Raw genomic sequence first — 12,961 nt, 5'->3', positions numbered from 1 at the left:
ACTGCCTCCCGAAAGGATGGGCAGAATGCCTCGAATCAGGTTACCGCCGGCGGTTCGTAAGTTAGGGCGCGTGGTCCTGCTGATCGTCCTTGGTTACCCGCACCTCCTAATTCTGTTGCCTCTCAGTTCGTGGCTCACCGTCCACGCTTTTCGCGGATGGATGAACCTCGAGCGGCCGTTTGGTTGGGGAATTGCCAACCTGGTTCGCGGAATCGGTTTTACTGTCGGAATGTTCGTCTTTGCCGCGCTGATGCTGGTCTATCTCGCGGCGGTCGCCTATGTCGGTTGGAAGGGCCACGGCAGAGTGTATCGCCGGGGCTCGTGGGCCGCGGTCCACCGGCCGTGGTTGCATGGCGTCATCTCGCGTGACTGCCTGATCGAGCGTATCGAATCGCTCGCGCCGACACACGCGCTCGTCGGTCCGGTGCTTCGCGACGAGCCGCGGTCGTGTCCGCGGAAGCGGTTTTTCTATCAGACTGTTTCGCGGGCAGACGAACTGGCGCTGGACTTCGATTGCTGCGTGTATAGCCCGAAAGCGACGCTGCTTCCGCCGCGCGAGACACTTTTCCGGTTCGACTCGCGCAATCGCCACTTTGAAGCGGTTCCCGTCTTCTCTTCTGAACAGACGGCGCTGGTCGGCGTTCACCCGTGCGATCTCCATGCAACCCGTCTTCTGGACGAAGTCTTCTCGCACGATCAGCGCGACCAGCATTATCTGAAGCGCAGGGCTAATTTGTTCGTGGTGGGGATCGACTGCCCCGGTCCTTGTGCGCCGGACGCTTTCTGCCGCGACATGCAGACCTGCGACGCGAACAGGGGGTTCGACGTGCTGCTCTATCCGTTCCCCGTAGACGAAAAAGCGCGGCCCCCGGCCGAGTGTCGAGATGCGAAGGACTACGGCGTCGTGTTCGGAACGGACGCCGGGCGCAAATGGCTGCGGGCGTCCGAGGGCGCGGCGCTGCGCGAGCCGACGTTTGAGGAGGAATGTCGATTTGAACGGTACTTGGAGCGCAAAGACGGCGCCTTCCCACGTCGGCTCCAGAAAACTCGGGCGCAGCTTCCCGCCGTCTTGCAACGTTCATACGATTCGCTCGTCTGGAAGGCCACGGCCCAGCGATGCTATTCGTGTGGATCGTGTAATCTCGTCTGCCCGACCTGTTACTGCTTCGATATTCAGGACGAGACCGGCCTGTCCCCTGGCTGCGGAGTGCGGGAGCGAACCTGGGACGGCTGTATGTTGCACGACTTCGCATTAGTGGCCGGAGGTCACAACTTCCGCGGAAAAGCGGCCCAGCGGCTCCGCCATCGGATCACCCGCAAAAGCGCGTGGATCGAGCAGCGCACCGGATTGTCCGGATGCGTGGGCTGCGCGCGCTGCGTGCGTGCGTGTACCGCCCACATCAGCATCGTGGACATCCTGAACCAACTCGCCGAGGAAGTCGACAACGTCCAATCCGCGCACTTACCGGCCGATGCGCAGAAACCCGGAGGCTGACATGATTGCCGAAGGATACCACATTCTGTTAATCGACGACGACCCGGACATCCACCACGCCGTCCGAGCCATGCTTCCTGAGCCGGAGTTTCATGTCACGTGCTGCGCGACCGGTCCCACGGGGCTGGAGGCCATGCGCCAAAGCCCCCCGGACCTCGTTCTGCTCGACATCATGCTCGCGACGCCTTCGGAGGGCTTTCATCTTTGTTACGTGATGAAGGAGGAGCCGCGGCTGCGCGACGTGCCGGTCATCATGATCTCGGCCATTGGCGAGCGGGTGGGCATGGATTATGCAAAAGAACTGGGCACGGACTATGTGCCCGCCGAGGCTTTTCTGGAAAAGCCGCTTGACGCGGCAACACTTCAGCGCGCCGTGCGGAGATTCCTGCGAGTGAGAACTTAGATGACAGTGCGGAGCGTTACATCGTGGTCGAATAAGACGAGCCAAGGGGACCGCGGATCCACGGAAGAACTCGAGCCGCTGCTCTCGCTTCAGCCTCTCTTGTGGTATATCCAGCTGCGCTGGGCCTTCATCGCCGTGTCGCTTGTCGCGCTGGCCATCGAGCGAATTGCGCAGCCGGATTTCTTGCGCCCGCAGCAGATTGTCTGGGCGCTGGGCCTGTTGGCCCTGCTCAACGTCGTATGGCTGGGTATGCACCGTTCGCTGACCGGTCAGCAGGCGGGCGAGGGCGCGTCTCCGGCATCACCGCGCGCGGTGCTCATGTTCGCCCACGGCCAGATTGCGACAGACCTGCTTGTCCTGACCGCGATCGTGCGCTTCACCGGTGGGCACGAGAGTCCGCTGGCGATCTTCTACGTATTCCACATGGCCCTCGGCTCGTTGTTATTGCCCATTCGGCACGCCCTGCTCGAAGGTCTCTGGGCGATTGGCCTATACGCGGCGGTAGCCCTGGGCGAACTGGCCGGCGTGATCACACTTCATTATCCTCCCCTGCCTGCAGCGCCCGTTGTCGCCGGCGCATCCAACTCCATCAATGTCGGGGCGGCGATCATCGCGATGTCGTCCGGCGTTCTGGGGACGCTGTACCTGACCGGCACCATCGCGGCGCGGCTTCGGCGGCGCGAACTCCAGCTTCAGACCGCCAATGCGGCCCTCCGCGCGTCGCAGGCAGCGGTTCGCGAGCTTCAGGAACGTCGCTCGCGCTTCATGCAGACGGCGGCCCACCGCCTAAAAAGCCCGCTGGCCACCATCCAGACTCTCGCCGGTCTCGTTCGAGATGGGATCGTGCGCGAGGGCGCCGCCCAGCAGACGTTTTCTCGCATCGTTAACTGCTGCAAGGAGGGCACCCTGCATGTGACCGAGTTGCTCACGCTGGCCCGTGTGCAGGACGCCGATCCGCAACGACACGAGCTGTCGTATGCCGACGTCGGCGAAGTCGTCGCGGAGCAATGCGCGGCATACCAGCCGGTGGCGACCGGACGAGGGGTGAGCCTGGCGTGTTACGCACCAAAGAGCGTGAATCTCCTGGCCCATGTCGATCCGCGCGATCTGGGCGACTGCATCGCAAACCTCGTCGACAACGCGCTGAAATACACACCGTCACCCGGAAAGGTCTCCGTCTGGGTCGAGCGCCCGGAAACGGAGGAGGACGGCGCGGCGCCGTGGATCGCCGTCCATGTCGATGACACCGGCATCGGTTTTGACGCGGACCTCCTCGCTCAGCTTCATCGCAACGGAGCCGCCACGTTCGACGCGTATCGCCGTGGAAACAACGCTCTGGCGGCCGGGATCCCTGGATCAGGACTTGGGTTGGCGATCATCGGCGCAGTGGTCGAACAGGCGGGCGGGCGGATCGACATTCGTTCCGTACCGGGCTGCGGAACGCAATGCACGCTGCGACTTCCGCCGTGCGATGCTCCCGCTCCCCGCGCCGCCGTGACCGATGCCCTCGTGACTTGCTCGGAATCGCCCCCCGCGCCGCTTGAGCCGGGGAATGACTTCGTCCCAGGGCAGCGCGGCAGTGACGACGATTCGACGACGGGCTGGAACGCCGAGCCGGCAGCGCCCACTCTCATTGCTGGGAGGTCCCATGCGTACCGTTGAAACCACTTGCGCCGACCCCACCGACGTGTATCTGCCCGAGCCGGCGGACGTACTGTCGGTGCGCAGCCTTACGGCGCTGGAGAAACACTACGAACTGCATCTGCAAAGCGGTTCGCCGCTGGACCACACTCCGGGGCAGTTCGTTCAAGTCTCTATCTTCGGCGTCGGCGAGTGCCCGATCTCCATCTGCTCGTCCCCGACGCGGCCCCAGACCTTTGAGCTGGCCGTCCGCCGAGTCGGCGATGTTACGTCCAAAATACATGGCCTCTGCGCGGGAGACACCATCGGCATTCGCGGACCGTTGGGCCACGGCTTCGACACTAAGGCCCTCGAGGGCCGAGACATCGTGATCGTAGCCGGCGGATGTGCGCTCGCACCAGCCCGTTCGCTCATTCACTATATCCTGGACAAGCGCGACCGCTTCGGTGCATTTCATCTGCTCTATGGAGCGCACTCGCCGCCCGAGTTGCTCTTCCGCGATGAGCTGGAGGCCTGGCAATCCGACCCGCGCCTCCAATGTCGCGTCACGGTCGACCACGCGAGCGCCTCCTGGCACGGGCACACGGGTGTGGTGACGCGCCTGTTTACCGAGTTGCCCCCCCTGAACCCGGCAAGGACGCGTGCCGTCGTCATAGGGCCGCCGGTCATGTTCAAATTCGTCATGCTCGAACTGCTCGAGCGCAACATTCCCGCCGGCAATGTGTACTGCTCGCTGGAGCGACGGATGAAGTGCGGCATTGGTAAATGCGGACATTGCCAGGTCAATAACCTCTATGCATGCATGGAGGGGCCGGTTTTCAAATATTCGGAGTTGGCCACCGTGCGTGAGGCGATCGAATGAAACCAGTCCCCAACATCCTTCCGTCGATCGGTTGCCCCGTTGGTCAAGCCGTGGGTGAGCCGGATAGCGCCCGGCAGCCGCGCATTGCCGTCTTCAGCCTCACGGGGTGCGAAGGCTGCTCACTGGCCATCCTGGAGCTGGAAGATCAGTTGCTGGATATCCTCGGCGCCGTTGAAATCGTCAATTTCCGCGAAGGCAAGTCCGAACGCGAGTGGGACATCGATATCGGCTTTGTGGACGGCGCTGTCTCAACTCCGCACGACGAGGAGGAAATCCGGCACTTTCGCAAGTGCTGCAAGACCCTCGTGGGAATCGGGGCCTGCGCGTGCCTGGGCGGCATCAATACGCTTAAGAAATACCAGGATCCCGAAGAATATCGCCAATACGTATATGGCGACAAGGCGATCCACTTCCCGACGCTCGACGCGCGCCCACTCTCGGCCGTCGTCAAGGTGGATTACGAGTTGCCGGGTTGCCCCATGGTGCGCGAGGAATTCCTGCGGTTCGTCAAATGCGTCCTGAGCGGCCGCACGTTCCATTTGCCGACGTACCCGGTCTGCGTGGAGTGCAAAAAGCATGAATATCGCTGCCTCTACGACATCGGTCAGATCTGTCTCGGCCCCATCACGCGCGCAGGATGCGCGGCGATCTGCCCCCAGTATGGATCGAAATGCGAAGGATGCCGCGGAATCCTTGGCGACGAGGCATTGAAGGCCTTCGTCAGGAACATGCATGAGCAATACGGCGTTCCTGCCGAGGAAGTCCTGGCCGGCCTGCGGCTCTATGGCGCGTTCCAGAAGGAAGAGCTCTCATGAAGAGCGTCACCATCGATGTAAAGGAAGTCACCCGCGTCGAGGGCCACGGCAACATCGCCGTCCGGCTCGACGATGGCGAAATTACGCGGCTCGAGCTTCAGATCGTCGAGAGTCCGCGCTTTTTCGAATCGTTTTTGCGCGGCCGCCGCTTCGACGAAGCGCCGCATATCACCTGCCGGATTTGTGGCATTTGCAGCGTGGGGCACACGACCGCGAGCCTCAAGGCCATCGAGGCAGCGTGCGGCATTACACCAAGCGACCAAACCGTCTTGCTGCGAAAACTGATCCTCTATGGCGAGGAGCTGCAGAGCCACTTCCTTCATCTGTATTTTCTGGCTGTGCCCGACTACCTCGGCGTAGGGTCGGTCATTCCCCTTGCAAAAACTCATCCAACAGTGGTTCAACGGGCGCTGCGGATGAAGAAGCTGGCCAATGACATCTGCGCGGCCGTTGGAGGACGGCACATTCATCCCATCGCCTTGCACGTGGGCGGGATGACCCACGTTCCCGCAAGTGATGCGCTGACGGACCTCAAGCGGCGGCTGGAGGATTCCCGGGAGGACCTGGCGGAGACGGTCGCCCTTTTTTCCCAATTAAAAGTCCCCGCCCTGAATCGCGACACCGAATACCTGTCTCTCAAGGTTACGAACAATGGCGAGTACGCCTTCTACGATGGCGACATCGTATCGACCAAGGACCCTCGGCCGACGAAGGTCGCGGACTATCGTCAACGCGTCATGGAAACCGTCGTTCCGCACTCGGCGGCCAAACATTGCCGGACGCCCGTTTCGAGCACCTTTGCCGTCGGCGCGCTGGCGCGCTTCAATAACAACCACGATCAACTCCATCCGGCGGCGAAGGCCGTTGCGAAGACACTGGGTTTGGCTGCGCCTTGCAATAATCCTTTTCACAACAACACCGCCCAGCTCGTGGAAACCGTGCATTGCGTGGAGACGTGCATCGAGTTTATCGATGAACTGCTGACCCGCGGGCTCGCGGTCGAACCGCTCGCTGCCCCGGCGCGGTTCGAACTTGGTGCGGGAGCCGCGGAAGTTCCACGGGGCCTGCTTTTTCATGAATACGGTCTCGATTCCAAGGGCCGAATCGAGAGCGCGAACCTGATTATCCCCACCGGCCAGAACCTCGCCAACATAGAAGAAGACATGCGCGCCTTGGTGAAGCAACTGCTCCAGGCCGGAAAGGCCAAAGAAGAGATGACATTGCAACTGGAGATGCTGGTGCGCGCCTACGACCCCTGCATTTCCTGCGCAACCCATTTTCTTGATGTGGAATGGATATGAACATGTGTCCGGACCGGCTACAACAGGTTTGCATCGTCGGCTGCGGTCGCTGGCTGCGCGCGGACGATCAAGTGGGGCTGTGCGTCGTCGAAGCGCTCATGAAGAATCCGAGACTGTCTGGCGCCCGGATTTATTTGACGGAAGCGCCAGCCGCCGACATTCCCAACTGGCTTGACGGAATCGCGTTGCTCATTCTCGTGGATGCGGCCCGAGGCTCGGTAGCGAATCCTCCGGGCAGCTTTCAGCGCCTCGTTTACGGGAGGGACGGCCATCGCCTTCACTCTCGCAATGCAAGAGACACGCACGGGCTCAGTGTGGACCTCGCGCTCAACTTGTCTGAGAGTCTCGCCCTCCTCCCACATGAATCCTGGATTTATGCCATCGCAGTCGAGAATTGCGGCTACGGCGAAGAACTCTCCGCGCCCGTGAATACGGCGGTCCCCAAGGTGTGCAACGCCATTCTGAACGACGTTCAAGCATGGCTCAAAGAATTGGAGCCATGCCATGCATGAATTGGCGGTAGCTCGGTCCCTCGTGGAGGCGGCAGACCGTGAGGCCGAGCGTTTTGGGGCACGAGCGGTCCTTTGCGTGCGCTGCCGACTCGGCGTGTTGAGACAGGTGGACTCCTGGCTGCTGCAGGAAGCCTTCAACGTCGCCCGCCAGGGAACGCTCTGTGAATCGAGCCGATTGTTAATCGAAAAGACGGATCTCAGCGCCGCTTGTGGAAAATGCGATGTCCGCTTCCCAATTCAAGACGGCCGGTGGGATTGCCCGGCCTGTGGGGCCGAAGGAACCGACGTCTCCGGCGGCGATGAACTGGAGTTGACGTCCATCGACGTTGAGTCGGACGACGAGTTCACCCAGCCGAGCAAACCAACAGCGGCGGATTGCGAGACGGGAGTTTCACGATGATGACGACGATTGAGGTGCTCCGCAACGTCTTTCAGCGTAACGACGACGCCGCATGCGAGAACAGGGCGCTGCTGGATCGCCACGGTATCGTGTGCTTCAATCTTCTCGGCGGCGCCGGGAGCGGCAAAACCTCTATTCTGGAGGAGTTGTTGCGTGCGATGAAGGACACCTTGCGCGTCGCGGTGCTGGAAGGCGATCTCGCCACGACCCGCGATTCCGAACGGATTGCGCGGCTCGACGTACCCGTGATTCAACTCTTGACGGATGGCGGATGTCACTTGAATGCGACCCTCGTCCAACAGGCCCTGGCTCGATTGTCCCTGGAAAGCCTCGATTTGATCATCATCGAAAACGTCGGGAACCCGATTTGTCCGGCCAACTTTAACCTGGGCGAGCATGATCGCATCAGCGTACTGAGCGTAGCCGAAGGCGACGACAAACCTTCCAAGTATCCACTCCTCTTCAAGAACGCTGCCCTCATCTTGTTGACGAAGTGTGACCTGCTTCCCCATACGAACTTCAAGGTGGCGAGCGCAATTCAGGACATTCGTCGCATCAATTCCCACACGCCGGTCGTCTTGACGAGCGCAAGAACTCATTCCGGTATCGACGAGCTTGAACAATGGATCGTCGGATACGTGCGCCGCAAAGTGTCGGGACCCCGAACACCGACTGTTGATCAACGGCGCCACCACAGAGCGACCAGCACGGAGCCGATGATCTCCACGATGCCATAGGCCGCGACGGCGAGCACTGCGGGCGTGTCGGCGAAGGTCCGCGTCGCGATGACCAGTCCGACGCCGACGTTGCGCAGCGATGTGGTCAGGGCCAGGGCACTGCGATCAGCGCGGCCCGGGCCGCCCAGGATCCATCCGGAGGCCAGACTGGCGATCAACAGAATCCCCATGCCCCCGAAGCCGACGAGCCGAATCTCCTTGAGCGCGGGAAATTGAATGACCAGAAGAAAACCGAGAGTAACCAGGCTGAGAATCGCGCTCAGTTTGTCCGACGGGGATTTCACTTTCTGCGCCACCGATGGCCACCCGTGCCGCACGGCGAGACCGATCATCAGCGGGGCCAATTGAGTGGCAAATAGTGCGGTCACCATGCCCGCCGCGTCCACCTGGAGCGGCTGATTTCCCCCCATGAGCGGAAGAAGGAAGCGGAGCATCAGGGGTGCGAGTAGGGCCGACGACCCGGCCAGAAACACCATCGTGCCGACGGCGGTGCTGACGTTGCCTCGGGCGAGCGCGGTGCAGGCCGGTCCAAAAGGGGCTCCGGGGCAAACCGCGAGGATGAGAAAACCCGCCGCGACCATTGGCTGGGCGTGGAAGAGAAACAATAGCGCGACCGTAAAGGCGGGGACGCAGACATAGTTGGCCAGCGCCGCCCGCAGGAGCAGCCCGCGGTTCCGGGCAACGGCGCCCAGTTCGGCGAAGGTGACGCCGAGCCCGATGGCCAGCATCATTTCGATCAACGTGATCGTCACCAGGAGGTTAGTAATCCGTTCGAGCGACAAGATCACTCCTTCACAGGTTTCAAGCAGGCGAACTGTCCGCGCCCTGCGTGTCCGCCGCTTCACGACGAAAAGCGTCAATCGCCGCGTGAACGGATGGATAGTACTTTATCCCGTCAGCCTTTTCGTGCAGCCCGATGCGCTCGAGTTTCTCGCGGAGCGGTCGGTTCGCGCGGGCGATCCCCAGGGCCACATGGTCCTTCTGTAATTCATCCGCCAGTCGGATCAACGCCTCGGACGCAGTCACGTCGACCTCCCACACCGCCTGCATGTCGATCAGGAAGCAGCGAACCGGATGGGGGCTGGAGGCGATCAACTCCCGAACGCGCTGTACGAAGTACTCGGCGTTGGCAAAGAAGAGCGGCGCGTAAAACCGATACGCGATCAGACCGGGGACTGTCTCGGCCTCCGGCGCCTCACCCAGATCGTGAAATCGCCCCGATTCGGGCACTTCGCGCAAGACTGCGTCCAATGGGCGGGCCAGACGCGCCAGGACATAAATCAACGACGCCATGACGCCGATCAGGATGCCCGGGACCACGCCGACCAGCAGCACGCCAGCGGCGACGACGAGGGCCAGTACGAAGCCCTTGCGACTTCCCCGGAAGAGTACGCGGTATTCGTGTATTTCGATGAGATGTACGCCGGCGGAGATCAGGATCGAGGCGAGCGCGACCGTGGGGAGCGGGCGTAGCAGGGGGGTGAGGAAAAGGAGAAAACCGACCAGCGCCCCGGCGGCGATCAGGCTGGCGAGCTGGGTTTTCCCGCCCGCGGCTTCGTTCACCGTCGTACGGGATTGGCTGGCCCCGACGGAGAAGCCCTGAAACAACCCGGCGGCGACGTTGGCCGCGGCCAGGGCGTAGAGTTCCTGGTTGGGGCGAATGTCATACCGGTTTCGCGCGGCGAACGCGCGGGCCAGCAGGACGGCTTCCGGAAAGGTCAACATGACGATGCCGACCGCCGCGGGCAGGAGTTCACGAATATCCTGAAGCGATAGGGTGGGAAAACGAAACGCGGGCAGGCCGCGCGGGACAAATCCGACGACGCTGACACCGCGACCCCCAAGATCAAACAAGCTGGAGATAATGAGCGCGACAATAAACACGACCAGCGCCCCGGGGATCCGCGGCGCGACCCGCCGCAGCACTTCAAGCACGGCGATAAACCCCACGCCTATGCCGAGGGTCAGGGGGTGGGTCTCGCGCAAACGGCGCGCCAACTCCGCCAGGAGCGGAAAAAAGTCGTGCTCGTGGGCGCGGATGCCCAGGAGCTTGCCGAGTTGCGTGGAAATCAAGATCAATGCCGCCCCGGTCAGATATCCCACCAGCACGGGTTTGGAAATGAAGTCGGCGACGACGCCGGCCCGGAGCCACCCCGCCAGTAGCATCAATCCCCCGCCGAGGAGGGCGGTGATCGCGGCCAGGGTGACCGCGCGCGACGGATCGTCGGCGGCGAGCGGTCCGACGGCGCCGGCAACGAGAAGTGTGATGGCCGCGTCGGGTCCGGCGATGACTTGTCGCGAGCTGGCGAACAGTGCGTAGCCGACAAGGCCGGCCAGCGCGGCATACAACCCATGAACCGGCGACAGTCCCGCTAACTCGGCGTAGGCGATGACCGAGGGGATCATGACGACGCACACGCTGAGGCCGGCGAGCAGGTCAGAACCCAACCCGTAGCGCGAGTACGACCGGAACATGCTTAGAATCGGGATGAAGTTTCCGAGGCGGCTCGTGAGGATCGAGGCCATGCCGTTATTCTAACTGTTGTCAGACCTCTTGCGAGTTTGTTTCGCGCGTGCCGCCGACACCCTGGGAATCGCTGACCCCGGCCAGCGCGCGGTCATCCAATTCCGGGAAATTGCGTTCGGCGGAGCGTTGCAGGCGGTTCAGTTCCTGTCGAAGTATCGGCGCGCGCTGCGGCGGCAACGTATGAATCAGATTATCGAGCATGGCTCGCAAGCGTCGCGAGATCTGGATGCTTGTGCCCCCGAAATTGCGGATTTCCGTCACGGCGAGATAGACGAAATCCTCCCAGTCCGGCGTCCGGTACATGAGACGAATGCAGCCCTGCGCATCTCGAACAATCCCCTCGTCGAGATGGCGCAGACCGACCATGCGCAGAAGGCGATGAATCTGGTCAATCGCCAACACGGCGGTCGTCGGGTCGTTGATGGCGGGCGAAAGGCCCTTGGAGGCGATGTCGACGATGATCCGGAATGCGAAGGCCGGGTCCTGTTCGATGGTGCGCTCGGACCCCACGGCAATCGAATTGTGCAAGTCGCTCGCAGGCAATTCCGCGCCGCCTTGGAGAATGCGAAAGAGCGGCTCTTCAAGGGCGATGAATTCGCCGACCTGCGGAACGAGTTCAATCAAGCAATTATGGCGTTGGGCCAGCGACACAAGCCCGCGGACGTTGACCGCGAGGACCACGCCAGTCTTTGTACTGATGATCGTCCGCGTGGCTTCGCCTGCGCCGCCAGGTTCCGATGTCTTCGCTTCCGATTCTTCGAAAGGTTGAGGATAGATGTCTCGTATGACCTGACGCCCCAGGGAGGCGACGATGCGGAGGACGCCGCTGGGCCGCAGGAATTTTCCCACGTGGTCAATCATGTAAACGAAGAAGGCCACACTGAGCATGCAACTGTACGCCGCCACTCGCACCGCAAAGAGTGGTACGGTGTCGCTGATGCGAACGGCGACCGCGAGTGAAAAGGCAAAAGTGAATACGAAGATCGTCAGGGCCAATTTCGTGACCCGATCCTTGAAAAAGAGCGAGATCACGCGAGGGGTTAACTGGGCGCTGGCGAGCTGAATCGCGAGTAACAACGCCGACGAGACAAACACGATCAGCGTGAACATCGACGCGGCCAGCGTCTCCAGCAGTTCACGAGTCGCGCCGGGATCAAAGGTCGATTTCGACGGAATCCACTTGTCGGTCCAAAAGACGAGCGGACCGCTCAGCGCCGCCGCAACGAGGCCGAAGACCGGAAGTATCCAGATGGAACTCCGAACGTAGGTTCGAACGCGATACCACTGTAGCCAATTCATAGTGTGCTGATCACGGTCGCATTCTGCGTCGTGCCCTTCTCGACGAACGATGCTACCATGCGCGCCCGGACGCGGTCAAAGCACCGACTTCCGCGGGCGCCATTCGCCCTGGAGCGAGACGAGGGGCGAGGTCGATTGCAGCAGCAACCCTAGTCCTCCGATCCGATATTGCGGATCGACTCAGACGCATTCTCATGAGAGACCTGACATGACCGGGGAGATCGCAACAGCCGCCTCACTCCTCTTCCTTCTATTAGCAAGTCTGGAGTTGGGATTCCGCTATGGCCGGCGCCCGACCGTCGCCCGCGAGGCCCAGGCGGGCGGACATCTCGGCGCGATTCAGGGCGCCATGCTTGGACTGCTGGCCTTGCTCCTGGGCTTCAGTTTTGCAGGGGCGGCCTCCCGATTCATGGAGCGCCAGGACCTGATCGTAGAGGAGGCCAACGCGATCGGCACGGCCTACCTGAGGGCCGACTTGTTGGACGAGCCACACCGCTCCGAACTTCGATCGGCCCTCGCAGAGTACGTGAAGCACCGACTCCAGGTCTCAACAACACTGCGTTACGGGCTGGCGGATGAAGCCAGGGCTGAAATCAGCCGGCTGCACGAACTAATCTGGAAGGCGGCGCGCGATGGTGTTTCTGCCAAGCCTGTCGCGCTCATGGCACTACTCGTGCCGGTGAATGAGGTGATCGATTTGCATTCAACTCGCGTCGCCGCGGGCCGCAAACATCTTCCCCCGCTCGTCCTGGGTCTGCTGGTAGCCAGTTCTGCGATATCGATGGCGATGATCGGATACGGCTGCGGTCTGGCGGGGCGAAGGTCCGCGCTGATGGCCGGATCGCTGGCCCTGCTCATTGGGATCGCACTGTGGACGACCATGGATTTAGATAAACCGCGGTCGGGCCTGATTCAACTGAGCGACGCGCCGCTCATTGAACTGAATCTGAGTGCTCCGCGTTAGGCGAA

General features: G+C 61.9%; 13 protein-coding genes. 10 read left to right on the top strand and 3 right to left on the bottom strand.

The genetic code is table 11. The annotated features are described in order from the left end of the window. Nucleotides 1-25 precede the first annotated feature (25 nt). Genes VJZ71_07755 through hypB form a run of 9 tightly spaced genes read left to right on the top strand, consistent with a single transcriptional unit; the run spans nt 26 to nt 8,166 of the window. Nucleotides 26-1,495 carry a 4Fe-4S dicluster domain-containing protein gene (locus VJZ71_07755; protein ID HKQ47946.1) on the top strand — a complete coding sequence of 490 codons (1,470 nt, stop codon included), beginning with the start codon at nt 26-28 and terminating at the stop codon, nt 1,493-1,495. Nucleotide 1,496: 1 nt separating this feature from the next. Next, entirely contained in the window at nt 1,497-1,898 is a 402-nt protein-coding gene (locus VJZ71_07750; protein HKQ47945.1) for a response regulator, read from the top strand. After that, nucleotides 1,899-3,560 carry a HAMP domain-containing sensor histidine kinase gene (locus tag VJZ71_07745; GenBank protein ID HKQ47944.1) on the top strand — a complete coding sequence of 554 codons (1,662 nt, stop codon included), beginning with the start codon at nt 1,899-1,901 and terminating at the stop codon, nt 3,558-3,560. Beyond that, a complete protein-coding gene (locus tag VJZ71_07740; GenBank protein ID HKQ47943.1) occupies nt 3,547-4,401 on the top strand; it encodes an FAD/NAD(P)-binding protein in 855 nt (284 codons plus the stop codon). The genes VJZ71_07745 and VJZ71_07740 overlap by 14 nt, the downstream gene beginning before the upstream one ends. Continuing rightward, entirely contained in the window at nt 4,398-5,216 is an 819-nt protein-coding gene (locus tag VJZ71_07735) for a hypothetical protein (protein HKQ47942.1), read from the top strand. The genes VJZ71_07740 and VJZ71_07735 overlap by 4 nt, the downstream gene beginning before the upstream one ends. Further along, nucleotides 5,213-6,517, top strand: coding sequence for a Ni/Fe hydrogenase subunit alpha (locus VJZ71_07730; protein ID HKQ47941.1), 1,305 nt, complete (start codon nt 5,213-5,215; stop codon nt 6,515-6,517). Before VJZ71_07735 ends, VJZ71_07730 begins: the two co-directional genes overlap by 4 nt. After that, nucleotides 6,508-7,029, top strand: coding sequence for a hydrogenase maturation protease (locus tag VJZ71_07725; GenBank protein ID HKQ47940.1), 522 nt, complete (start codon nt 6,508-6,510; stop codon nt 7,027-7,029). The genes VJZ71_07730 and VJZ71_07725 overlap by 10 nt, the downstream gene beginning before the upstream one ends. Then, a complete protein-coding gene (locus VJZ71_07720) occupies nt 7,022-7,429 on the top strand; it encodes a hydrogenase maturation nickel metallochaperone HypA (GenBank protein HKQ47939.1) in 408 nt (135 codons plus the stop codon). Before VJZ71_07725 ends, VJZ71_07720 begins: the two co-directional genes overlap by 8 nt. After that, nucleotides 7,426-8,166 carry a hydrogenase nickel incorporation protein HypB gene (hypB, locus tag VJZ71_07715; GenBank protein HKQ47938.1) on the top strand — a complete coding sequence of 247 codons (741 nt, stop codon included), beginning with the start codon at nt 7,426-7,428 and terminating at the stop codon, nt 8,164-8,166. Before VJZ71_07720 ends, hypB begins: the two co-directional genes overlap by 4 nt. Here the strand turns inward: hypB and VJZ71_07710 are convergent. The 3 genes from VJZ71_07710 to VJZ71_07700 are packed head-to-tail and all read right to left on the bottom strand — an operon-like array spanning nt 8,109 to nt 11,992. Further along, nucleotides 8,109-8,948 carry a bile acid:sodium symporter gene (locus tag VJZ71_07710; protein ID HKQ47937.1) on the bottom strand — a complete coding sequence of 280 codons (840 nt, stop codon included), beginning with the start codon at nt 8,946-8,948 and terminating at the stop codon, nt 8,109-8,111. The genes hypB and VJZ71_07710 overlap by 58 nt on opposite strands. A 19-nt stretch (nt 8,949-8,967) precedes the next feature. Further along, entirely contained in the window at nt 8,968-10,692 is a 1,725-nt protein-coding gene (sulP, locus tag VJZ71_07705; GenBank protein HKQ47936.1) for a sulfate permease, read from the bottom strand. A gap of 19 nt (nt 10,693-10,711) precedes the next feature. Next, nucleotides 10,712-11,992 carry a DUF2254 domain-containing protein gene (locus tag VJZ71_07700; protein ID HKQ47935.1) on the bottom strand — a complete coding sequence of 427 codons (1,281 nt, stop codon included), beginning with the start codon at nt 11,990-11,992 and terminating at the stop codon, nt 10,712-10,714. 208 nt (nt 11,993-12,200) lie between these two features. Here VJZ71_07700 and VJZ71_07695 point away from each other — a divergent pair, with 208 nt between their 5' ends. After that, a complete protein-coding gene (locus VJZ71_07695; protein HKQ47934.1) occupies nt 12,201-12,956 on the top strand; it encodes a hypothetical protein in 756 nt (251 codons plus the stop codon). Nucleotides 12,957-12,961 lie beyond the last annotated feature (5 nt).

This window comes from Phycisphaerae bacterium (assembly GCA_035275405.1).
Taxonomy (GTDB): Bacteria; Planctomycetota; Phycisphaerae; order UBA1845; family UTPLA1; genus DATEMU01.
The sequence above is the reverse complement of the archived record's forward strand: the minus strand, read 5'-3'. Positions and strand labels throughout refer to the sequence as shown.

Bases quoted from the DNA above. Each gene is read 5' to 3' on its own strand.
- VJZ71_07755 (HKQ47946.1), top strand. From the start codon at position 26: ATGCCTCGAATCAGGTTACCGCCGGCGGTTCGTAAGTTAGGGCGCGTG.
- VJZ71_07750 (HKQ47945.1), top strand. From the start codon at position 1,497: ATGATTGCCGAAGGATACCACATTCTGTTAATCGACGACGACCCGGAC.
- VJZ71_07745 (HKQ47944.1), top strand. From the start codon at position 1,899: ATGACAGTGCGGAGCGTTACATCGTGGTCGAATAAGACGAGCCAAGGG.
- VJZ71_07740 (HKQ47943.1), top strand. From the start codon at position 3,547: ATGCGTACCGTTGAAACCACTTGCGCCGACCCCACCGACGTGTATCTG.
- VJZ71_07735 (HKQ47942.1), top strand. From the start codon at position 4,398: ATGAAACCAGTCCCCAACATCCTTCCGTCGATCGGTTGCCCCGTTGGT.
- VJZ71_07730 (HKQ47941.1), top strand. From the start codon at position 5,213: ATGAAGAGCGTCACCATCGATGTAAAGGAAGTCACCCGCGTCGAGGGC.
- VJZ71_07725 (HKQ47940.1), top strand. From the start codon at position 6,508: ATGGATATGAACATGTGTCCGGACCGGCTACAACAGGTTTGCATCGTC.
- VJZ71_07720 (HKQ47939.1), top strand. From the start codon at position 7,022: ATGCATGAATTGGCGGTAGCTCGGTCCCTCGTGGAGGCGGCAGACCGT.
- hypB (HKQ47938.1), top strand. From the start codon at position 7,426: ATGATGACGACGATTGAGGTGCTCCGCAACGTCTTTCAGCGTAACGAC.
- sulP (HKQ47936.1), bottom strand. From the start codon at position 10,692: ATGGCCTCGATCCTCACGAGCCGCCTCGGAAACTTCATCCCGATTCTA.
- VJZ71_07700 (HKQ47935.1), bottom strand. From the start codon at position 11,992: ATGAATTGGCTACAGTGGTATCGCGTTCGAACCTACGTTCGGAGTTCC.
- VJZ71_07695 (HKQ47934.1), top strand. From the start codon at position 12,201: ATGACCGGGGAGATCGCAACAGCCGCCTCACTCCTCTTCCTTCTATTA.